Annotated in this window: 17 protein-coding genes; 13 read left to right on the forward strand and 4 right to left on the reverse strand. The window is 66.1% G+C overall.

All coding sequences use genetic code 11. The annotated features are described in order from the left end of the window. Positions 1–43 precede the first annotated feature (43 nt). Positions 44–1855, reverse strand: a complete 1812-nt coding sequence (locus tag ACJMKX_RS14980; RefSeq protein ID WP_405227178.1) for an FAD-dependent oxidoreductase — start codon at positions 1853–1855, stop codon at positions 44–46. A gap of 210 nt (positions 1856–2065) precedes the next feature. Here ACJMKX_RS14980 and ACJMKX_RS14985 point away from each other — a divergent pair, with 210 nt between their 5' ends. The 8 genes from ACJMKX_RS14985 to ACJMKX_RS15020 all read left to right on the forward strand — a co-directional run bounded on the left by ACJMKX_RS14985 (position 2066) and on the right by ACJMKX_RS15020 (position 10319). Beyond that, on the forward strand, positions 2066–3118 hold the full coding sequence (locus tag ACJMKX_RS14985) for a nitrilase-related carbon-nitrogen hydrolase (protein WP_405227180.1): 1053 nt from the start codon (positions 2066–2068) through the stop codon (positions 3116–3118). 98 nt (positions 3119–3216) lie between these two features. Next, positions 3217–3489 carry a c-type cytochrome gene (locus tag ACJMKX_RS14990; protein ID WP_405227183.1) on the forward strand — a complete coding sequence of 91 codons (273 nt, stop codon included), beginning with the start codon at positions 3217–3219 and terminating at the stop codon, positions 3487–3489. A 259-nt stretch (positions 3490–3748) separates the two neighbouring features. After that, the gene (locus ACJMKX_RS14995; protein ID WP_405227186.1) at positions 3749–4012 is read left to right on the forward strand and encodes a c-type cytochrome; all 264 of its coding nucleotides are present in this window, start codon (positions 3749–3751) and stop codon (positions 4010–4012) included. Positions 4013–4139: 127 nt separating this feature from the next. Beyond that, the gene (locus ACJMKX_RS15000; protein ID WP_405227237.1) at positions 4140–5381 is read left to right on the forward strand and encodes a coproporphyrinogen III oxidase family protein; all 1242 of its coding nucleotides are present in this window, start codon (positions 4140–4142) and stop codon (positions 5379–5381) included. Between the two features lie 146 nt (positions 5382–5527). Then, positions 5528–7507, forward strand: coding sequence for a cytochrome C (locus tag ACJMKX_RS15005; RefSeq protein WP_405227188.1), 1980 nt, complete (start codon positions 5528–5530; stop codon positions 7505–7507). Between the two features lie 127 nt (positions 7508–7634). Next, positions 7635–9038: a cytochrome c3 family protein gene (locus ACJMKX_RS15010; RefSeq protein ID WP_405227191.1), complete on the forward strand. Its 1404-nt coding sequence runs from the start codon at positions 7635–7637 to the stop codon at positions 9036–9038. Positions 9039–9121: 83 nt separating this feature from the next. Then, positions 9122–9889 (forward strand): SDR family oxidoreductase, encoded by a 768-nt coding sequence (locus ACJMKX_RS15015; RefSeq protein WP_405227194.1) that lies wholly within the window; start codon positions 9122–9124, stop codon positions 9887–9889. 4 nt (positions 9890–9893) lie between these two features. Beyond that, positions 9894–10319, forward strand: a complete 426-nt coding sequence (locus tag ACJMKX_RS15020) for a hypothetical protein (protein ID WP_405227197.1) — start codon at positions 9894–9896, stop codon at positions 10317–10319. A gap of 69 nt (positions 10320–10388) precedes the next feature. Here ACJMKX_RS15020 and ACJMKX_RS15025 read toward each other — a convergent pair whose 3' ends face one another. From ACJMKX_RS15025 to pip, 3 genes are all read right to left on the reverse strand, one after another. Further along, on the reverse strand, positions 10389–11927 hold the full coding sequence (locus ACJMKX_RS15025) for an acyl-CoA synthetase (protein WP_405227200.1): 1539 nt from the start codon (positions 11925–11927) through the stop codon (positions 10389–10391). A 112-nt stretch (positions 11928–12039) separates the two neighbouring features. Beyond that, the gene (locus ACJMKX_RS15030; protein WP_405227203.1) at positions 12040–13383 is read right to left on the reverse strand and encodes a dihydroorotase; all 1344 of its coding nucleotides are present in this window, start codon (positions 13381–13383) and stop codon (positions 12040–12042) included. 14 nt (positions 13384–13397) lie between these two features. Next, positions 13398–14360: a prolyl aminopeptidase gene (pip, locus tag ACJMKX_RS15035; RefSeq protein ID WP_405227206.1), complete on the reverse strand. Its 963-nt coding sequence runs from the start codon at positions 14358–14360 to the stop codon at positions 13398–13400. A gap of 107 nt (positions 14361–14467) precedes the next feature. On the opposite strand from pip, the gene ACJMKX_RS15040 reads away from it, so the two are divergent. The 5 genes from ACJMKX_RS15040 (at position 14468) to ACJMKX_RS15060 (ending at position 22499) form a co-directional block, all read left to right on the forward strand. Beyond that, entirely contained in the window at positions 14468–16090 is a 1623-nt protein-coding gene (locus ACJMKX_RS15040) for a peptide ABC transporter substrate-binding protein (RefSeq protein WP_405227209.1), read from the forward strand. A 29-nt stretch (positions 16091–16119) separates the two neighbouring features. Next, positions 16120–17142, forward strand: a complete 1023-nt coding sequence (locus tag ACJMKX_RS15045; protein WP_405227212.1) for a histone deacetylase family protein — start codon at positions 16120–16122, stop codon at positions 17140–17142. Positions 17143–17278: 136 nt separating this feature from the next. Further along, positions 17279–20044, forward strand: a complete 2766-nt coding sequence (locus tag ACJMKX_RS15050; RefSeq protein ID WP_405227215.1) for a M16 family metallopeptidase — start codon at positions 17279–17281, stop codon at positions 20042–20044. A gap of 131 nt (positions 20045–20175) precedes the next feature. Further along, entirely contained in the window at positions 20176–21702 is a 1527-nt protein-coding gene (gene ilvA / locus ACJMKX_RS15055) for a threonine ammonia-lyase, biosynthetic (protein ID WP_405227218.1), read from the forward strand. 218 nt (positions 21703–21920) lie between these two features. Next, complete coding sequence (locus ACJMKX_RS15060; protein WP_405227220.1) at positions 21921–22499, forward strand: superoxide dismutase; 579 nt, start codon at positions 21921–21923, stop codon at positions 22497–22499. Positions 22500–22651: the final 152 nt, after the last annotated feature.

Here is a 22651-nt window from a genome sequence, read left to right on the forward strand (position 1 = left end):
GGGCCTGAAGGCCCTCCTACATGCAAATCACCGGCGGCGACGTTCATCCCGCCTTGACCAGTTTCGGTTCGCCCCGCGCGGCCTCGTCCGCCGCGTGGGGAATCAGGATCTGCGACTTCTGCATGTCCCAGGCGCCCGTGGGGCAGCGCTCGGCACAGAGACCACAGTGCACGCACAGGTCCTCGTCCTTGATCATGACGCGCCCGGTCTGCGGCAGGGCGCCGGAGACAAAGAAGGGCTCCTCCAGATTCTCGGCGGGCGGCGACAGGCTCTGGCGCAGTTCCGCCTCGCCGGCGTTCGGCGTTATGGCCAGACAGTCGACCGGGCAGACGTCGATGCAGGCGTCGCACTCGATGCAGAGCTTATCGATGAACACCGTCTGGATGTCGCAGTTCAGACAGCGCTCCACTTCGGCCAGCGTCTGCTCCGGGGTGAAGCCCAGCTCCACCTCGATGTCGATCTTCTTGAACCGCTCCGCGAGATCCACCGCCGGCATCAGGCGCCGTTCGGCCGGGTTGTAGTCGTTGGAATAGCTCCACTCGTGGATGCCCATCTTCTGGCTAATGAGGTTCATACCGTCCGGCAGACGGTCGTTGACGTCCTCGCCCTGGCAGTACTTGTGGATGGAGATGGCGGCCTGGTGGCCGTGGGCCACGGCCCAGATGATGTTCTTGGGGCCGAAGGCGGCATCACCGCCGAAGAATACCCCCGGCCGGGTGGACATCATGGTGGTCTCGTCCACCACCGGCGCGTCCCATTCATTGAAGTCCAGGCCGATGTCGCGCTCGATCCAGTCGAAGGCGTTCTCCTGACCGATGGCGAGGATGACGTCGTCGCAGGGGATGAAGATCTCCTCCAGCGCCGTGCCCCGGTCGATGCGGCCCTGCTCGTCGACCTTGTACTCCATCAGGTCGAACTTCATGCCGGTGAGTCGGCCGTCCTCGATCACGAACTCCCTGGGTGAGTGGTTCACCAGGATCTCGACATTCTCCTCTTCGGCGTCCTCCAGCTCCCAGTCGGAGGCCTTGAAGTAGCCCCGCGGCTTGCGGGCCATCACCTTGACGTCCTTCGCGCCCAGCCTGAGCGAGGTGCGGCAGCAGTCCATGGCGGTGTTGCCGACGCCGATGATCAGCACCCGCTCGCCGATGGACTCGGTATGCTTGAATGCCACGGACTCCAGCCAACGGATGCCGATATGGATGCGGTCGGTGTCATAGCGGCCCGGCAGCTCCAGCTCCTTGCCCTTCGGCGCGCCGGAGCCGACGAACACGGCGTCGAAGCCACCGTCGTCCAGCAGTGCCTGCAGGCTGCCGATGGGGTGGCTCAGCTTCAGATCGACGTCCATGTCCAGGATCATGCCGATCTCCTCGTCCAGCACCTTGGGCGGCAGCCGGAACCGGGGGATGTTCGTGCGCATGAGCCCGCCGGTCTCGTCCAGCGCCTCGAAGATGGTGCACTCGTAACCGAGCGGGGCGAGGTCGTTGGCCACCGTGAGCGAGGCACAGCCGGCTCCCACCAGCGCCACCTTCTTGCCGTTCTTCTGCGTCGGCGCCTGCGGCAGCCGGTCGGTGATCTCGTCCTTGTGATCGGCGGCGACCCGCTTCAGCCGGCAGATGGCCACCGGCTCCTCTTCCACCCGGCGGCGGCGGCAGGCCGGTTCGCAGGGCCGGTCGCAGACGCGGCCTAGGATACCCGGGAAGACGTTGGACTCCCGGTTGACCAGGTAGGCGTCGGAGAAGCGGCCCTGGGCGATGAGACGGATGTATTCGGGAACGTCGGTATGCGCGGGACAGGCCCACTGGCAGTCCACGACCCGATGGTAGAAATCGGGGTTTGAGGTGTCGGTCGGCTTCATTTCCTGTGGTGTGAGTCTCTCCCCCGGAGAGGAAATCAGCACCCTTGCACCGTGTAGGTGCGAAGGGTACTAAAGGCAGCGGAAATCGCAACGCTTTTCATTACTTTCGTGAAATGCGTCATGGGATTTCTCAACTGGCCGGCCGTTCGGAGCCCGCACGCAGGGGGCTTCGGCTACACTCTGCGCATCGTCGCACGGGGAGACAGACGGGTGAGCGAACGCTATACCGCCCTCGCACTGCAGATGGGCACCGACTGCGTGAACGGCTGTACGGACCGGGCGTCGGCCCGGGAGCGGATGCAGGCGAATCTGGCCGACGCGCGCCGGCTGATCGCAGGCAGCAAGGCCTTCATCAAGCAGTTCGCCGGCACCGACGTGCGCCTGGTGGTGTTGCCCGAATACTTCCTCACGGGCTTCCCGATGGGTGAGAGCGTGGCCGAGTGGCGCGACAAGGCGGCGCTGGCGCCCGACGGTCCGGAGTACGAGGCGCTGGGCGATATCGCGCAGAGCTTCGACATCTACCTGGCCGGCAACGCCTACGAACAGGACGAGCACTTCCCCACCCTGTTCTTCCAGACCTGCTTCGTCATCGACCCGTCCGGCGACGTGGTGCTGCGCTACCGCCGGCTGATCTCGCTGTCCGCGCCCACGCCCTGGGACGTCTGGGACCGCTACCTCGACGTCTACGGCCTGGAGGCGGTGTTCCCCGTCGCCCGGACCGAACTCGGCAACCTCGCCGCCATCGCCTCGGAGGAGATTCTCTACCCGGAGATCGCCCGCTGCCACGCCGTGCGCGGCGCCGAGGTCTTCCTGCATCACACCAGCGAGGTGGGCAGCCCGGCGCTCACGCCAAAGGACGTGTGCAAGCGGGCGCGGGCCGTGGAGAACATGGCGTACGTGGTCTCGGCCAACTCGGCGCGGCTGGGAGAGATCCCCATCCCGTCCGAGTCGTCGACGGGGATGTCGAAGATCGTCGATCACGGCGGCAGGGTGCTCGCCGAGGCCCCGCCTTCGGCGGAGAGCATGGTGGCCCATGCCACCATCGACCTGGCGGGACTGCGCGAGGCCCGCCACCGCGCCGGCATGAGCAACCTGCTCTCCCGCCAGCCCCTGGAACTCTATGCCGAGGCCATGACCGGCATACGCATGCGGCCGAAGAACCGCTTGCTGAAAAACGGTCAGGTGGTGGAACCCGGCCGGGGCCAGCTCGCGGCAATGCAGCGCGAGGACATCCTGCGGCTGGCCGACGAGGGTCTCCTCTAACCTGAATCGAGGCTGAACGGCGCGCGAATATTTGTTTTGATCGGCCGGACCACCGCGCTATCATCATTCCCAGGTTCGAAAAAACTGGAGTCGGAACCATGAGAAAACTGATAACGCTCGTCGCCCTTCCGCTGGTCTTCTTCGGCGCTTCCGCCTCCGCGGACGGCCACATGGAGGCCGGCAAGGCCAAGTTCGAGGCAGTGTGCGCGGATTGCCACTACAACGACGACTTCGCGGGCACGCCCAAAGACGAGATCAAAGGCATGATCAAGGCCGTGGCGGCCGGCGAGGTAGAGCACGACGAAGACCTCTCGGGCCTCACCGACGAGGAGATCAAGGCGCTGGCGGCGTACATGGCCAGCGCAGAGTAAGCGTCACGGCCGACGGGGCATCGCCCCGTCCCGCCGGCGAACGCCGGGGCCGGCAGTGCCATGCGCTGCCGGCCCTTTTTCGTCCCGGACCGACAGGCCGCCGCGGAAACTACGGATTGCCGCGCCGACCGCCGGCAGGGACTCTTGGCGCGCCCCGGCCAGCTGAATGCAGGCTGAACAACGCAGCAATATTGTCTTTATGCGGCAATGGAGGCGCGTTAGGATTAAGACGACCCAACACAAGAGTGGAGGACCCACGATGAGGAAGATTTGGATCGCAATGGCTGCGCCGCTGATGTTCTTCGGCACCGCCGCATGGGCTGGTGGCGACGCGGAAGCCGGCAAGGCAGTGTACGACGACCAGGCCTGCGCAGATTGCCACTACGAAGACGACTTCGCCGGCATCCCGGCCGACGAGATCGAGACGATGCTCAAGGAGGCGACGGATCACGATCCGGATCTGTCCGGTCTGAGCGACGAAGAGATGGCCAATCTCGCCGCTTACTTCGCGAGCGTCGAATAAAGCGGAACTCTCATTTCCCCGGCTTGCGCTGCCGGGGAAAGAATGAGAAAAACGGGCTGACGGCACTGCGGTGCCGCCAGCCTTTTTATTGCCCATGCAATCTCTCCTGACACCACTGCTGCGGCGGATGAACCGTCGCTACATGAGCTTCGAGACGGCCCCCGTCACGAACGCGCTGCCGGAACCGACCCCCGGCCGTGTCTATCTCCTGTACCTGCACATCCCGTTCTGCGATGTGTTATGTCCCTTCTGCCCCTTCCATCGGGTGGAGTACCAGCCCGAGCGCACTCGACGCTACTACTCGGTGCTGCGCAAGGAGATCCAGCGCGCCACGGACCACGGCTACCGTTTCGGCGATCTGTATGTGGGCGGCGGGACGCCGACGGTGCTGCCCGAGGAACTCGCGGAAACCATCGAGCTGGTGCGCCGGGACCACCCGGTGGCCCGGATCTCGGTGGAGACGAACCCGGACGATCTCGGTGACGAACGCCTTTCCATGCTCCGCAGCGCCGGCGTCAATCGACTCTCGGTGGGTGTCCAGAGTCTCGACGACGACATCCTGCGCGACATGCAGCGCTATGAGAAATTCGGCAGCGGGGAGCAGATCTGCGAGCGGATCGCAGCCGTCCGGGACCTGTTCGACACCATCAACGTGGACATGATCTTCAACCTGCCCCGCCAGTCGGACGAGAGCCTGGCGCGCGACATGCACACGCTCACCGACGAGTTGGGGGTTGATCAGATCTCCTGGTATCCCCTGATGACGGCGCATGCCACCCGGAAATCGATGGAGAAGCACATCGGCGACGTCGATTTCTCCCGCGAGGGCGAGCTGTATCACCGCATCGTGCGGCACATGCTGGATGCGGGTTACGGGCGCTCCTCGGCCTGGTGCTTCTCCCGCTCCGACTCGGCGATGATCGATGAATACATCACCGAGGAGGAGGAGTACCTGGGCCTCGGCAGCGGCGCCTTCAGCTACATGGGCGGCACGATGTACGCCAGCACCTTCTCCATCAATCACTACCTGAAACTCGCCGACCGGGGAGGCACCGGCATCGTGCGCAGCCGTCAAATGGGCGAGCGCGACCAGATGCGCTATTACCTGCTGATGTTCCTGTTCAGCGGTTCGCTCGATCTCGACGCTGCCGAGAAGCGATTCGGAGGGCGCTTCCAACGCGTGCTGTTCGCGGAGCTGGCCGGCCTGCGGCTCCTGCGCGCCGTGCGCCGGCGGGGATCCAGACTCGAGCTCACCGAGCGCGGCTACTATCTGTGGGTGATGATGATGCGGGAGTTCTTCATCGGGGTGAATATCTTCCGCGACGAAATGCGCCACCTGATCAGGCACGAGGCGGTCCTGGTCAGCTGAGACCGCCTCCGGCCGGTGTCGCCGCGAATGCCGGCTGCGGTATTCCCCGATTGCCCGCCAACCCCCCTTTCGCCTATCAAGGGCGTGGTCCCGGCGCCTATGGGTGTCCGGCGCCGCTGCGGGCTGCGGTCTTGAAGGAAAATAAAATGCGCAAGCGTGTCACATTCTGTCTGTCGATAGTCTCGGCAATGATGGTCTTCGTCCTGTTCTCGCCGCTGGCGAACGCCCAGGAGGAAGCCCGACCCATCAAGTGTGGGGGCTGTCACAAGGACGTCGAAGTCCTGTCCACTGCGCATCCGGACACAGACTGTCAGGCCTGTCACAGCAACGTGACCAGCCGCCGCCACCGGGCGGAGGATCTGGCCGACCTGACCGGCAACGCGGTCTGCGCCCAGTGCCACAAGCTCTCCGACCGCTCGCTGAGCCGCAGCGTCCACCACGAGAACGCCAACTGCCTGGACTGCCACGGCGAGGCACATGCGGTGCACAAAGTGGACGATCTCGCCTCCGAGGTCTCGCCATTCCACCAGGTCGAAACCTGCGGCCAGTGTCACAGTGAACCTGAGGGCCTGATCGACGGTTTCATCGACAGCGTCCACGGCCGCGGACTGCTGCGCTCCGGTCTCGTGGCCGCGCCTTCCTGCAGCGACTGCCACGGCGACCACCGCATCTTCGCCATCGACAACGAGCGGGCACCCACCTCGCACAAGAACTCACCCGAGATGTGCGGCGACTGCCATGTCGGCGTATTCCAGACCTGGCTCAACGAGAACAAACACGGCGAAATCTGGCAGGCAGGCGACATGGACGGCCCGGTCTGCACCGACTGCCACAGTTCCCACGATATCCAGGACCCGAACATCGGCGAAACCCGCCTGATGATGTCCGGCGAGTGCGGGGACTGCCACGGCGACCTGTACAACAGCTACGAGTGGAACTTCCACGGCAAATTCACTTCCCTCGGCCTGGAAACGGCGGCCACGTGTTCCGATTGCCACACGCCGCACAGGAATCTGCCGGCGGACGATCCGCGTTCGAGCATCCATCCGGATAACCTGGGCGAAACCTGCGGAGCCTGTCACGAGGGCGCCTCGGGCAACTTCCTGAAGATCGACGTCCACAACAATCCGAGCGACCCGCAGGACAATCCGTGGGTCTTCTACATCTACATGTTCATGCTGGTGCTGCTGGTCGGCGTGTTCGGCTTCTTCGGCATCCACGACCTGCTCTGGCTGCAGCGTTCCTTCGTCGGCACGCTGAAAGGCGAGTACGGTGCACTGAAGAGCCATGTCGCCGAAGGTCAGTACGTCCGGCGCTTCTCCGGCGTGTACATATTCATGCACATCGTGATCATCGTCACCTTCCTGCTGCTGGCGCTCACGGGTCTGCCGCTGAAGTTCCCGACGGCACCCTGGGCGCAGAATCTGATGAATCTGCTGGGCGGCGTCGAGGCGGCCGGCATCATCCACCGCATCGCGGCGATCGGCACCTTCGGCTACATGGGCTTCCATGTGGTGCACCTGATCTTCCGTCTGGTGATGAAGCACGAGCGCGGGCTGTTCTGGGGGCCGAACTCCATGACGCCGCAGCTGCAGGACGTGAAGGACCTGACAGCCAACCTCCGCTACTTCCTCTACATCGGTCCACGTCCGGAAGGCGACCGCTGGACCTACTGGGAGAAATTCGATTATCTGGCGGTGTTCTGGGGTGTCATGATCATCGGCCTGTCCGGCCTGATGCTGTGGTTCCCGCAGTTCTTCACGAGCTTCCTGCCGGGCTGGAGTATCAACGCCGCGCTGGTGGTGCACAGTGACGAGGCCCTGCTGGCCACGGGCTTCATCTTCCTGTTCCACTTCTTCCACACGCATCTGCGTCCGGAGAGCTTCCCGATGGATCCGGTGGTCTTCACCGGCCGGATGCCGCTCGAGAAGTTCAAGGAAGAGCGGCCCAGGGAGTATCAGCGCATGGTCGAGAACGGCACGCTGGAGCAGAACCTCAGGCCCGCGCCGACACGCTACGAGATGATGTGGGTGTACATCTTCGGCTTCATGATGCTGGCCATCGGGCTGGCACTGGCCGTGGCCATCTTCGTGGCCCTGTTCACCCATGGGCTGGGGGTGCCCTAGCCACTGAGCGTGCCGCGACGGCATTACGGAGAACCCTTACTCCCCTGACGGCGGGGCTGCCGTAGCATCTTCCGGTGCTGCGGCAGCTTCGTCTGCCGCGGCGACGTTTTCTTGACCGGGGGGACCCATGTCCAGACACTTCTTCGCCTCCATCACCCGTAACTGGATCAGTCTCGCCGGATGTGCAATCGCGCTCGTGAGCGCGGTGCTCATCATCACGCTGTATTTCGTCGAGTCGATCGGCCATCAGGGCGGGCCTTACCTGGGCATCCTCACGTTCCTGATCCTCCCGGCGATCTTCGCGCTGGGACTGATCCTGGTGCCGGTCGGCATCTATTTCGAGCGGCGGCGGCTGCGCAAGCATCCGGAATACGAAGGCCGCGGGCCGTTCCCGGTCATCGACCTCAACACGCCGAAGACCCGTGGCGCGCTGATGGTGTTCCTCGGCCTGACCGTACTGAACATCGTCGTGCTGGCCGGCGCCACCTACAAGGGCGTGGAGGTCATGGAGTCCGTGGAATTCTGCGGCATGGCCTGCCACAGCGTCATGGAGCCCGAGTACACGGCCTATCAGCGCTCGCCCCACTCACGAGTGACCTGCGCCGAGTGCCACATCGGCCCCGGCGCCGACTGGTTCGTCAAATCCAAGCTGGACGGCGCCTGGCAGATGGTCGCCGTGGCCTTCGACCTTTATCCGCGGCCCATCGAGACCCCGCTGCACGACCTGCGTCCGGCCCGGGAGACCTGCGAGCAGTGCCACTGGCCCTCCAAGTTCCACGGCGACAAGCTGGAGATCACGACCACCTACGACGACAACGAGGAGAACACCGAGCTGAAGACGGCCGTCCTGCTGAAGGTGGGCGGCGCCAACGGCCGTGAATCCACCGGCATCCACTGGCACGTGGCGCCGGAGAACGAGGTGCGCTATCGCTCGGACAAGACCCGCGAGGATATCTACGAGGTGCGTCTGGTGCGCCCGGACGGCACCGAGAAGGTGTGGCTGAAGGCTGACGCGCCGGAGGACGACGGCCTGTGGCGCACCATGGACTGCGTCGATTGCCACAACCGGCCCAGCCACCAGTACCGCCAGCCCGAGGAAGAAGTGGACAATGCCATCAACGACGGCCGCATCGAACAGTCGCTGCCGTTCGTGAAGCGCGAAGGCGTGCGCATCATCGACCAGCAGTTCGAGAGCCACGAGCAAGCCCGCACCGCCATCGCCGCGGAGCTGGTCGCCTTCTACGACGAGAACTACCCGGAGGTCGCCGCCGAGAAGGCGGGTGCCATCGAGCAAGCCGGCGAGACACTGGGCGATCTGTACGCGGTGAACGTATTCCCGCACATGAAGGTGTGGTGGAACACGTACCCGGACCACATCGGTCATCAGCAGTCGCCGGGCTGCTTCCGCTGCCACAACCGCGAGCTCGAGACCGTCGAGGGTGACCGGATCACGCGCCGCTGCTCCACCTGCCACACGGTGCTGGCGCGGGAAGAGGAGAATCCGGAGATCCTCACCGAACTCCGGCGCTAGCCGGACAACCCGACCGCCCGCAGGCCCGTCATGTTGTAGCATGGCGGGCCTTTCTCTTTCCGGGGCAGACAAAAGGAGCGACGATGGACAACCTCTTCGACCTGGCGGGCCGGGTGGCCGTGGTCACCGGCGGCTCCCGCGGCATCGGCCGCATGATCGCCGAAGGCTTCGTGCGCAGCGGCGTGCGGACCTACATCACCGCCCGCAAGGCGGACGCCTGCGAGCAGGCAGCGAAGGAGATGAGCGAGCACGGTGAGTGCATCGCCCTGCCCCATGACCTCTCCACGCTGCAGGGTATCGACGCCTTCGTCGCCGACGTCCATGCACGGGAGGATCACCTGGATATCCTGGTGAACAATGCCGGCGCGGCGTGGGGCGAAGAATTCGACAAGTTCTCCGAAGAAGGCTGGGACAAGGTGATGGACCTGAACGCAAAATCCCTGTTCTTCCTCACCCAGCGCTGCGCGCCCATGCTGCGCAAGGGGGCCGCCGGAGACCGACCGGCGAAGGTCATCAACATCGCCTCCATCGACGGCCTGCGCACGCCGGACCTCGAGACCTACTCCTACGTCACCAGCAAGGCCGGCGTCATCCACCTGACCCGCCGGCTGGCCAAACGGCTGATAGCGGACAATATCTGCGTGAATGCCATCGCGCCCGGCGCCTTCGCCAGCGACATGAACATCTGGGCAAGGGACAACCCGGACGTAGTCAGCCAGCACATCCCGGCGCGGCGGGTGGGTACCGCCGAGGACATGGCCGCGGCCGCCGTCTTCCTGGCTGCCCGCTCCGGCGACTATCTGGTGGGCACCACCCTCACCGTCGACGGCGGCGTGACCTTCGCCAGCTGAGCCGGTGTACGTCAACCTGCTCATCGCGCTCGCTTTCGGGCTGGCCTACGTCCAGCTCACGACCTATGCGGCCATCTGGGTGCCGGTTCCCTTCGCGGAGCGAGCCCTCGGCTTCGAAGGTGGCATCTACTGGGCCCAGGCGCTGTGGCAGACCTTTCTGACCGCGCTGCTGGCGGTCTGCGCGGGTTATCTGGTCACCTGGCTGAAGCCCCGGCACCTTGCGGCCTATACCGCCATGTTCCTGGTCCCGAGCCTGGCCGCAGCCGGCTGGGCCATCGGCACCCGTGGCAACTACACCGGCGCCGCCTTCTGGGCCAACCTCAGCACCTACGCGGCGCAGATCGTGCTGCCGGTGCTGGCGGTGATGGTGTGGGGGCGGGCGACGGGGTCGCGGATTCCGGGGGGGAATCAAACGGGGGATCGGGGCTGAAGCCCCTCCTACATGCTCCGGCGGCGTCATCGAAGCATGTAGGAGGGCCTTCAGGCCCGATCCGGCGAATCAGCCCCCGCCCAATTCTTCCCGCAGCTCGAATTTCAGCACCTTGCCCGCCGGGTTGCGCGGCAGCGCTTCGACGATGTGCAATCGCAGCGGCAGCTTGTAGCGGGCCAGCTTGCCGTCGGCGAAATCGCGCAGCTCGTCCAGTGTGAGTTCGGCGCCTTCGTTCAGCGCTACGACGGCGGTGACCGCCTCGCCCCATTTATCGTCTGCCAGGCCGATGACCGCTACCTCGGCCACGGCCGGGTGCTCGTACAACACGCCCTCCACCTCGGCGGGATAGACGTTCTCGCCGCCGCTGATGACCATGTCCTTCACCCGGTCGCTGATGAACAGGAAGCCGTCCTCGTCCAGGTAACCGGCGTCGCCGGTGTGGAACCAGCCGTCTTCGTCGATGGCCTCGGCCGTGGCCTCGGGGCGGTTCCAGTAGCCCTTCATGACGTTGGGGCCGCGGTAGAGAATCCCGCCCACTTCGCCGGGCGCCAGGCTGTGGCCATCCGCGTCCGCGATGCGCAGTTCACCGAACAGGCCCGGCTTGCCCGCGGAACCGAGCTTGTCTGCCGTGTACTGGGACTTCAGGAAACTCACCAGCGGGGAGGTCTCCGTCAGGCCGTAGCCCTGGTCCAGGTTCACTCCGCGGTTGCCGTAGATCTCCAGCAGGGACTTCGGCACCGGTGCGGCACCGACCACCAGCGAGCGCAGGCTCGAGAGGTCCGTGTCGGCAAACGGGGGCTGCTGGGCCATGAACAGAAACATGGCCGGCGCCCCGAACATGGTGGTGCAGCGGTAGCGGGCGATGTCCTCCAGCGCCTTGACGGGGTCGAAGGCCCGGTGCAGCACCACGCACGCCCCCACCTGCATGGCTAGCAGCGTGGTCACGTTGAGCCCGCCGATGTGGAACAGGGGTGCCGCGGTGAGCGTGATGTCGTCCGGGTTGGACGACAGCGCGAAGGCGGCGCTCACGTTGTTCCAGAGCAGGTTGCCGTGCGTGAGCATGGCTCCCTTGGGACGGCCGGTCGTGCCCGACGTGTACATGATGACGGCGGTGTCGTGGGGCGCGGCGGCGATGTGGCCCGGGTACGCTTCGGCGCTCGCGAGCAGGCCCTGGTAGTCCTCCCACCCGTCGGCGGCGCTCTCCGCGCCGATGTAGCGGCGCACGCAGAGTGACTCGCGCACGGGCTCGATGACCGGCCGCAGCATGTCGTCCGCGATCAGCGTATGCACGCCGGCGTCGTTGATGATGAACTCGAGCTCGGCCCCGGTCAGGCGGAAATTCAGCGGGACGAAGACCGCGCCGAGAGTCGTCGCCGCCAGCAGGGTCTCCAGGAAGGCGGGATGGTTGACGCCGAGATAGCCCACCCGGTCGCCCTGGCACACGCCGCCGTCCTGCAGCACGGTGGCCAGGCGGCGGATGCGCTCCACGAAATGCGCGTAGGTGTATTCCGTCTCCTCGAAGACGATCGCGCGATTGTCCGGGTCCAGTTCCGCGCGTCGCAGTATGGTCTGGGCCAGACTGTAGTCGACCTGTGGCAAGTGCAGCATGGTCTCTCCCCGCCGTGCTGAAACATTGAGCGCAGCATGATAGGGGCCCGGCGTCCGGGCGGCAATCAGCCCCGGACGATGCCGGGATCAGGCATGGCCGGGGAAAGGAATGCTAGCGGGTCGGCGGGCCGAAGCTCATGCGCTGGCCGCCCGGATCGCCGACGATGCGCCCGTCGTCCCAGACGACGCGGCCGTTCACCAGCGTGGTGCGGATACGCGAGCGGAAGGTCACGCCCTCGAACGGCGACCAGCCGCACTTGTAGAGCAGGTTATCCGCCGAAACCGTCCACGGGTCGTCCATGTCGACGATGGCCAGATCGGCGTAGTAGCCCTCGCGCACGTAGCCGCGATGCTGCACCCCGAAGATATCGGCGATGGCGTGGCTGGTGCGCTCCACCACGAACTCCAGGCTGTAGCGGCCCTCGTGCACGTGCTCGAGCATGCTCGGGAGCGCATGCTGCACCAGCGGCAGTCCCGCCGGCGCGCCGAAGTAACTGCTCGCTTTCTCCTCCGCGGTGTGGGGCGCGTGGTCGGTGGCCACCACGTCGATGCGGCCGTCGGCCAGCGCCTGGCGCAGCGCGTCCCGGTCCTGCCGGCTCTTGATGGCGGGGTTGCACTTGATGAGCGCGCCCAGGCGCTCGTAATCCGATTCGTCGAACCAGAGATGGTGCACACAGACCTCGGCGGTCACGTGCTTCTCGCCCCGGGGCGCCGTCGAGAACAGCTCCATCTCCATCGCCGTGGTGAGGTGCAGTACGTGCAGCCGGGTGCCGTGGCGGCGGGCCATGTCGACGGCATAGCTGGACGACTTGTAGCAGGCCTCCGCCGAACGGATGTGTGGATGCTCGCTCATCGGGACGTCGTCGCCGTATTTCTCCCGGGCGGCGGCCTCGGCCTCCCAGATCATCGGCGAGTCCTCGCAGTGGGTCACCACGATCACCGGCGCATCGCGGAAGATGAGTTCCAGCGCGTCGGGATCGTCCACCAGCAGGTTGCCGGTGGAGGCGCCCATGAACACCTTGATGCCGCAGGCGGTGCCCGGCGCCAGCGCGCGAATCTGGCTGATGTTGTCGTTGGTGGCGCCCAGGTAGAAGGCGTAATTCGCCCGCGACCGGCCGGCCGCGCGGTCGTATTTCTCCTCCAGCGCGGCGACGGTCGTGGTCTGCGGGTCGACATTCGGCATCTCCATGTAACTGGTGATGCCGCCGGCCACTGCCGCGGCGGATTCGGTGGCGATGTCGCCCTTGTGGGTGAGGCCGGGTTCGCGGAAATGGACCTGGTCATCGATCATGCCGGGGATGAGGTAGCGGCCGCCGGCGTCCAGCACCTCGGTGCCGGCGCCGGCCTCGATGGAGGCGGCGATCTTTTCGATGCGCTCGCCGTCGATCAGCACGTCGGCGTCGCGGATCTCACCCTCGTTGACGAGGCGGGCGTTGGTAATCAGCAGTTTTTCCATGGTTCGGACCAGATTCAGGCGAAGGTATCCGTGGCGGTGACGAGTTCGTGGACATTGCCCGGCTCGAAGGCCGAGTGGCCGGCGTCCGGCGCGATGCGCAGGCGCGCCTCGGGCCAGGCCCTGTGCAACTCCCAGGCACTGGTGGCCGGGCAGACGACATCATAGCGCCCCTGCACGATGACGGCAGGGATTTTGCGGATGCGACCCACGTCGCGCAGCAGCTGACCGTCCTCCAGGAAGCCGCCGTTGACGAAATAGTGGCACTCGATCCGCGCCATGGCCAGCGCATGCGCAGCCGCGCCGAAATCCGACACCAGCGCCGGGTCCGGGATCAGGCAGCTCGTCGCGCCTTCCCACATCGACCACGCCCGCGCCGCCGCGAGGCGTTCCTCCCTATGCTCCCCGGTCAGACGCCGGTAGTAGGCGCCGACCAGGTCCTCGCGCTCGCGCTTCGGTATGGGCTCGAGAAACTGCTCCCAGCGGTCCGGGAAGAGTTCGCTGGCGCCGTGCTGGTAGAACCACAGGATCTCCTTGCGCCGCAGCAGGAAGATGCCCCGCAGCACGAGCGCCGTGACCCGCTCGGGGTGTGCCTGCGCGTACGCCAGCGCCAGCGTGCTGCCCCAGGAGCCGCCGAATACCTGCCAGCGCTCGATGCCGAGCGCCGCGCGGATGACCTCGATGTCGCCCACCAGGTGCTGCGTCGTATTGTTCTCCAGGCTGGCATGGGGACGGCTGCGGCCGGCGCCGCGCTGGTCGAACAACACGATGCGGTAAACGTCCGGGTTGTGGAAACGGCGCATCTTGGCGGAGCAGCCGCCGCCGGGACCACCGTGCAGGAGCACCACGGGCTTGCCGCGCGGGTTCCCGCATTCCTCGTAATGCAACTCGTGGCCGTCGCCGACGGCGATCGTGCCGGAGTGGTTGGGCTCGATGGCGGGATAGAGCTCCCGCCGGGGCGTGTCTGCGGCCGTATCCATGGCCGGATTATGGGCACGACCGGCACGGATTGCCACGCGCGGACCGCGTTGCCCCCGGACGGCGGCTTTGCCATCATCGGCGCGTTCCCACCGGACTCGCAGGAACCATGCCGAGACTCCTCACCCTCCTGGCGCTGGCCCTCCTGGCCGCCGGCTGCGGCGATCGCGCGCCGGACGGCTCGCGCGTCGCCGACGAAGGCGTCACCTTCCACCGGGGCAACGGCGCCGAGCCCGCCACGCTGGACCCCCATCGTGCCGAGGACAGCGCCTCCTTCGAAATCCTGCGCGACCTCTACGAGGGCCTGACCACCGGCACCGTCGAGGCGAGAGTGGTGCCGGGCACGGCAGAGTCCTGGGACGTGTCGCCGGACGGACTGACCTGGAAGTTCACGCTGCGGGCGGACGCCGCCTGGTCCAACGGCGATCCGCTGACGGCGGCGGATTTCGTGGCCGGTTTCCGTCGCACGGTGGACCCGGCGACGGCCTCTACCTACGCCCAGGTGCTGTTCCCGGTGGAGAATGCCGAGGCGGTCAACCGGGGCGATCTGCCGCCCGGGGCACTCGGTGTCTCGGCGCCGGACGAACGGACCTTCGTCGTGGAGCTCGCCGCACCGACGCCGTATTTCCTCTCGCTGCTGACCCACTCCGCCACCTATCCGCTGCACCGGCCGAGCTTCGCGACCCACGGCGAGGACTTCGTGCGCGCCGGCAACATGGTCTCCAACGGCGCCTACGCGCTGGACGAGTGGGCGGTGAATTCCTTCGTCCGGCTGCGCCGGAATCCGCACTACCACGATGCGCAGGACGTACAGATCGACACCGTCTACTACTACCCCATCGAGGAACACAGCGCCGAGCTGCAGCGCTACCGGGCCGGCGAGCTGGACTTCACCCAGTCGGTGCCGAACAACCAGTACGACTGGATCAAGGCCAACCTGGGCGACGAGCTGCACATCACGCCTTATCTCAGCACCTATTTCTTCGTGCTTGACCTGACCGAGCCGCCCTTCGACGACGCCCGCGTACGCCAGGCACTGGCCATGGCGGTGGACCGGCAGACGCTGGTCGAGAAGGTGCTGGGCGGCGGCCAGCAGGGCGCGTGGGGTCTGGTGCCGCCCGGCGTCGACAACTACACGCCGGCGGAGTACGACTGGACGGACTGGCCGGAGGAGAAACGCCTCGCCGAGGCCCGCAGGCTGTACCGCGAAGCGGGCTACTCGGCGGACAACCCGCTCGAGGCCCGCATCCTTTACAACACCAGCGACAACCACAGGAAGATCGCGGTGGCCGTGCAGGAGATGATCCGCTCGGCGCTGGGCGCCGACATCACCGTGGTGAACCAGGAGTTCAAGGTGATGCTGGAGACGCGCAAGGAGCCCTCCCGCTGGGAGATCCTGCGCTACGGCTGGACGGGCGATTACAACGACCCCTTTACCTTCCTCGGGATCTTCCGCTCCGACAGCCCGCAGAACCCGGCCTGGTACGCCAGCCCGGAGTTCGACCGGCTGCTCGCGGAGGCTTCGGCCGAAATCGACACGGCGCGACGCGCCCGCCTGTTGCGCGACGCCGAGCGCGTGCTGATCAACGACTATCCCGCCATCTTCGCCTACTTCTACGTGGCGCGGCACCTCGTCAAGCCCTGGGTGCGCGGTTACCGGGCGAATATCATGGACCACAACTACTCACGGCATTACCGCATCCAGAGACCGGTGCCCGAAGTTGCGGAATAATCGCGGAATAGTTGCGGAATGACTGCCGAATGATCACGGTCTATTCGGATCGCCACAGGCTTCATCACGGCCGGGGCGAACTGAACGACGGCGTACTGGTGCCGGTCTTCGAGCGCCCGCAGCGGGCCGATGCCGTGCTCGAGCGGGTGCGTGACGCCGGGCTGGGCGAGGTCATCGAGCCGGATGCGTTCGGCGATGCGCCGCTGGCACGCGTGCACACTCCGCGTTATCTCGACTTCCTGCAGTCCGCCTGGCAGGAGTGGCATGCGCTGCACGGCGACACCGATGCGCTGCCGCTGGCCTGGCCGGCCCGCGGCCTGCGCCGGATCGAGCCGGACCATATCGACGGCCGACTCGGCTATTACTCGTTCGACGCCGGCACGCCGATCACGGCGGGCACCTGGGCCGCCGTCAGCGCCGGCGCGGATATCGCGCTCACCGCCGCAGCCCGGGTCGCCGACGGCGAGCGCGGCGCGTTCGCCCTGTCCCGCCCGCCCGGGCATCACGCGGGCGCCGACTATTTCGGCGGCTACTGCTACCTGAACAACGCCGCGCTCGCCGCCGTCCACCTCCTGGACCGGGGCGCGCATCGGGTCGCGATCCTCGACGTGGACTACCATCACGGCAACGGCACCCAGGAGATCTTCTACGACAGGGCCGACGTGCTGTTCTGCTCGATCCACTGCGACCCGCGGCAGGAGTACCCCTACTTCCTCGGCTATGCCGACGAGACCGGCCGCGGCGACGGAGAGGGCTGCAACCGGAATCTGCCGCTGGCACCCGGCAGCGACTGGGCCGTGTGGTCCGAGGCCCTCGGCCGCGCGCTGGACGCGACGAGGCGCTACGCCCCCGACGCTCTCGTCGTCTCGCTGGGCGTCGACACCTACGAGCGCGACCCGATTGCGGCCTTCCGCCTGCGCACCGACGACTACCCGCGGCTGGGCGAGCGTATCGCCGCCCTGAGCCTGCCCACGGTGTTCATCCTGGAGGGCGGCTATGCGGTACCCGAGATCGGCGATAACGTCGTCAACGTCCTGCGAGGCTACGATTAGGGCGGCGCCGCGATTGGTCGGGAACCCCCGGGCGGGTCGCCTGTCGGAACAGGGGTCGGTACGAGAGTCCGGGCCGCGCAATCCGGTTTGCTAGAATGCGCGCCCTTTCGAAGCACCCGAGAGAAGAAGGCAGACTATGAATCTGATCACACCCCTCGGCCGGGGGCTCGCCGCCCTCGTCCTGTCCCTGTCCGCGCTGGCCGCCCACGCCGCCGCGCCGGCATCGGACATCGACATCCCCAATACCGAATTTACCCTGGACAACGGCCTCACGGTGATCGTGCACGAGGACCGCAAGGCCCCCATCGTGGCGGTGAACGTCTGGTACCACGTCGGATCGAAGAACGAGCCGGAGGGCAAGACCGGTTTCGCCCACCTGTTCGAACACCTGATGTTCAACGGCACCGAGAACTACAATGACGAGTATTTCGTGCCGTTCCAGAAGGTGGGCGCCACCGACCAGAACGGCACCACCAACTTCGACCGCACCAACTACTTCCAGAACGTCCCCTCGACCGCGCTGGACCTGGCGCTGTGGATGGAATCCGACCGCATGGGTCATCTTCTCGGTGCGGTGGACCAGGACAAGCTCGACGAGCAGCGCGGTGTGGTGCAGAACGAGAAGCGCCAGGGCGAGAACAGGCCCTACGGACAGGTCTTCACCCACATCTTCCGCAACCTGTTCCCGGAAGGTCATCCCTACCAGTGGCTGCCCATCGGCTCCATGGAGGACCTGAACGCGGCCAGCCTGGAAGACGTGCAGGAGTGGTTCAAGACCTATTACGGCCCGAACAACGCGGTCATCGTGATCGCCGGTGACGTCACGCCCGAAGTGGCCCGCGAGAAGGCCGAGAAGTACTTCGGCGACATACCGCCGGGGCCGCCCATCGCCAAGTTCGAGGCCTGGTCGCCGAAGCGCGAAGCCAATGCCCGGGAGGTCATGCAGGACCGGGTGCCCCAGGCGCGCATCTACAAGAACTGGGTGGGGCCGAACTGGAGCCATCCGGATGCCGAGCTGTTGAGCCTGGCCGGCAGCGTCCTGTCCTCCGGCAAGACCAGCCGGCTGTACAAGCGGCTGGTCTACGACGAGCAGATCGCCACCTCTGTGGACGCCACGCCCTATTTCGCCGAGATCGCCGGTGTGGTCGGACTCGAGGCCACCGCCCAGCCCGGCGGGGACCTGGCCGCCATCGAGAAGGCGCTGGACGAGGAGCTGGCCCGGTTCCTGGAGGAAGGCCCGACCAGGGACGAACTCGAGCGCGCCAAGACCCGTTACATCGCGGGTTTCATGCGCGGTATCGAGCGCATCGGCGGCTTCGGCGGCAAGTCCGACATACTGGCGCAGAATGCCGTCTACGCCGACGACCCGGACTTCTACAAGATATCGCTGGCCCGCATCGAGAAGGCGACGCCGAAGGCCGTGATGGAAGCGGCCCGGCGCTGGTACGAAGCGGGCTCCTACACCCTCGAGGTGCATCCGTTCCCCGACCTCGCCGCCAGCGGCGCGGGCGCCGAGCGCAGCGACGGGCCGCCGATGCCGACCGACTTCCCGTCGGTGGGCTTCGACGCATTCGAGCGCGCGACGCTCGACAACGGCATGGAGCTGATCGTGGCCAGCCGGGACGCCGTACCGGTCGTGAACTTCACGCTGATGCTGGACGCGGGCTATGCCTCCGACCAGTTCGGCGAGCCCGGCACGTCCAGCCTGGCCATGTCCATGCTGGACGAGGGCACGAAGCGACGCGACGCGCTGGCCATCTCCGAGGAACTCTCGCGCCTCGGCGCAAACTTCGGCGCCGGTTCCAACCTGGATATGTCCACCGTCTCGCTGAACGCGCTGACCGCAAACCTGGACGAGTCGCTCGACATCTACGCCGACATCATCCTGAACCCGTCGTTCCCGGAGGCGGACCTGGCGCGGCTGAAGAAGCAGTTCCGGGCGCAGATCCAGCGGGAGAAGGTGACGCCGGTGTCCATGGCCCTGCGCGTGTTCCCCGAGCTGATGTACGGCGAGGGCCATGCCTACAGCCTGCCGCTCACCGGGTCCGGCACGCTGGAGTCGCTGGAACGGATCGACCGGCAGACGCTGATGGCGTACCACGGCACCTGGTTCCGGCCGAACAACGCCACCATGATCGTGGTGGGTGACACCACCATGGAGAGCATCCGGCCGAAGCTGGAGAAGCTGTTCCGTGACTGGGAGCCGGGCTCCGTGCCGGTGAAGAACGTCGACGCCGTGGCCCAGCGGCCGGAGGAGAAGATCTACCTGCTCGACCGGCCGGACGCCGAGCAGTCCATCATCTTCGCCGGCCACGTCATGCCGCCGAAGGCCAACCCGGACGAGTTTGCCATCGCCGCCATGAACAACGTGCTCGGCGGTGACTTCTCCGCGCGGCTGAACATGAACCTGCGCGAAGACAAGAGCTGGTCCTACGGTGCCCGCACGCTGATTCTGGACGCCGCCGGTCCGAGGCCCTTCCTGGGCTATGCGCCGGTCCAGACGGACAAGACGGCGCCGTCCATGGCCGAAATCCGCCGCGAACTCGTGGAGATCGTCGGCGAGCGGCCGCCCACCGAGGACGAACTCGCACGCGTTCTGGATGACAACACACTGTCGCTGCCGGGCCGCTGGGAGACGGCCGGCGCGGTTGCGGGCTCGCTGGTCGAGATGGTGCGTTTCGGCTACGACGACGACTACTGGGACACCTATGCCGAGAACGTACGCGGCGTCTCCCTGCAGCAGGTCAGCGAAGCCGCCGACGAGTACGTGAAGCCCGACAACCTCATCTGGGTGGTCGTCGGCGACCGGGCGAAGATCGAGAGCGAGATCCGGGCTCTGAAGATCGGCGAGATCGTCCCCATCGACGCGGACGGGAACGTGCTCGCAGACCAGGGCACGTAATCGACCATGTAGGAGGGCCTTCAGGCCCGATGCATCGCCCGATGCATGACCCGATCCGGAATCCGGTCGGGCCTGAAGGCCCTCCTACATCTTTTTTGCCCGCCGGTGGCGGCGCAGGTTAACGTACCCGGATGAGCCCGGACCCCACCGACTACCTGAAGCGCATCCTCACCGCCCGCGTCTACGAAGTCGCGGAGGAGACCCCCCTCGACGCCGCACCGAATCTCTCGGCGCGCCTCGGTCACTCGGTGTGGCTGAAGCGCGAGGATCTGCAGCAGGTCTTCTCCTTCAAGCTTCGCGGCGCCTACAATCGCATGTCCCGCCTGGCCGACGCAGACCTGCAGAAAGGCGTCATCTGCAGCTCGGCCGGCAACCATGCCCAGGGCGTGGCGCTGGCGGCAGGCCGGCTCGGCATCCAGGCCTTCATCGTCATGCCCGTGACGACACCCCGCATCAAGGTGGAGGCCGTGCGCAAGCTGGGCGGCGAGGTGGTACTGGAGGGCGATACCTACGACGACGCCTACGCCCATGCCCGCCGGCTGGAGGCCGAGCGCGGCCTGACCTTCATCCATCCGTTCGACGATCCGGACGTCATCGCCGGCCAGGGCACCATCGCCATGGAGATACTGCGCCAGCACCCCGGCGACATCGACGCGGTATTCGTGCCGGTGGGCGGCGGCGGCCTCATCGCCGGCATCGCGTCGTACATCAAGGCGCTGCGCGACGACATCCGCATCGTCGGCGTGGAGCCGGAGGATTCGGCGGGCATGAGCCGCTCTCTCGCGGCCGGCGAGCCGGTGACCCTGGAGCGCGTCGGCATCTTCGCCGACGGCGTAGCCGTGCGCAGAGTGGGCGACGAGACCTTCCGTCTCTGCCGCGAGCTGGTGGACGAGATCGTGCTGGTGGACACGGACGAAATCTGCGCAGCCATCCGGGACATCTTCGAGGACACGCGCTCCATTGTGGAGCCTGCCGGCGCTCTGGCGGTCGCTGGTATGAAGAAATACGCGGAGGAGCGCAAGCCGCCGGCGGGGCGGGAGTTCGTCACGGTGAACTGCGGCGCCAACGTGAACTTCGACCGGCTGCGCCACATCGCCGAGCGCGCCGCCATCGGTGAGCAGCGTGAAGCCCTGCTGGCCGTCGGCATCCCCGAGCGGCCCGGTAGCTTCCGGGCATTCTGCGCGGCCATCGGCCGGCGCAACGTCACCGAGTTCAATTACCGCTACAGCGATGCGGAAGAGGCGCACATCTTCGTGGGCCTGGAGCTCGGCGGAGGCCGCGCCGAGAAAGACAGGCTCGTGGCCGATCTGCACTCCCAGGGTTACCCGGTGCAGGACCTTACCGACAACGAGATGGCCAAATTGCATATCCGGCACATGGTCGGCGGCCGGGCCGGCGGGCTGCCGGACGAGCGGCTGCTGCGGTTCGAGTTCCCCGAACGCCCCGGCGCACTGGCCGAATTCCTCGATGCGGTGGGCTCGCACTGGAACATCAGCCTGTTCCACTACCGCAACCATGGCTCGGATTACGGCCGCATCCTCACCGGCATCCAGGTACCTCGGGGCGACAGCGACGAATTCGAGCGGCACCTGCAAAAACTCGGCTACCCGCACTGGGACGAGAGTGACAACCCCGCCTACCGGCTGTTCCTCGCCTGAGGACGATTGCGAGGACGATTGCGAGCACAATTGCGATAGCGCAGTTACGGCGCCGCCCCGACATGCTAAACGTGGCGCTATAGTCTTCGACCGCGCCGGGACGCTCCTTGTAAGCTTGTCGGCGCGTGCTTAGAATGATTCCAGATATCGCCGCAGGATCACGCGACCTGGCGCGATCTCGGCGTCAACCCATTTTTTTCATTCGGAAGGAGTCATCCATGGCCCACGAATTGCCTGCGCTGCCTTATGCGAAGGACGCTCTGGAACCCGTCATCTCGGCGGAGACCCTAGAGTACCACTATGGCAAACATCACCAGACCTACGTCAACAACCTGAACAATATGATCCCCGGCACGGAGTACGAGAAAGCGTCGCTGGAGGACATCATCAGGAAAGCCGACGGCGGCCTGTTCAATAACGCGGCCCAGGTCTGGAACCACACCTTCTACTGGAACTGCCTGAGCCCGGACGGCGGCGGCGAGCCCGGCGGCGCACTGGGCAAAGCCATCGACAAGGCCTTCGGTTCCCTCGACAAGTTCAAGGAGGAGTTCCAGAAGGCCGGCGCCGGCAACTTCGGCTCCGGCTGGACCTGGCTCGTGAAGGACGGCGACGGCGTGGCCATCGTCAACACGGACGATGCCGGCAACCCGCTGCGCGACGGCAAGACGCCGCTGCTGACGGTGGACATCTGGGAGCACGCCTACTACATCGACTACCGCAACGCGCGGCCGAAATACCTGGAGGCGATCTGGAAGATCATCAACTGGGATTACGTGTCGGGCAATTACGAAGCGTAACGCAACATGTAGGAGGGGCTTTAAGGAACCTCTATTAACCCCGTTTCGGATTCGTCGGTTGCTGTGATTGCGGAGATCGGGCGTTCGAGACGATAGATTGGCCCGGCCGGGTGGATAGTCGGGTCGTGATGAGCAAGGCTTCGGACCTCGTT

This window comes from Lentisalinibacter sediminis (genome assembly GCF_040706615.1).
Taxonomy (GTDB): domain Bacteria; phylum Pseudomonadota; class Gammaproteobacteria; order Steroidobacterales; family Woeseiaceae; genus Lentisalinibacter; species Lentisalinibacter sediminis.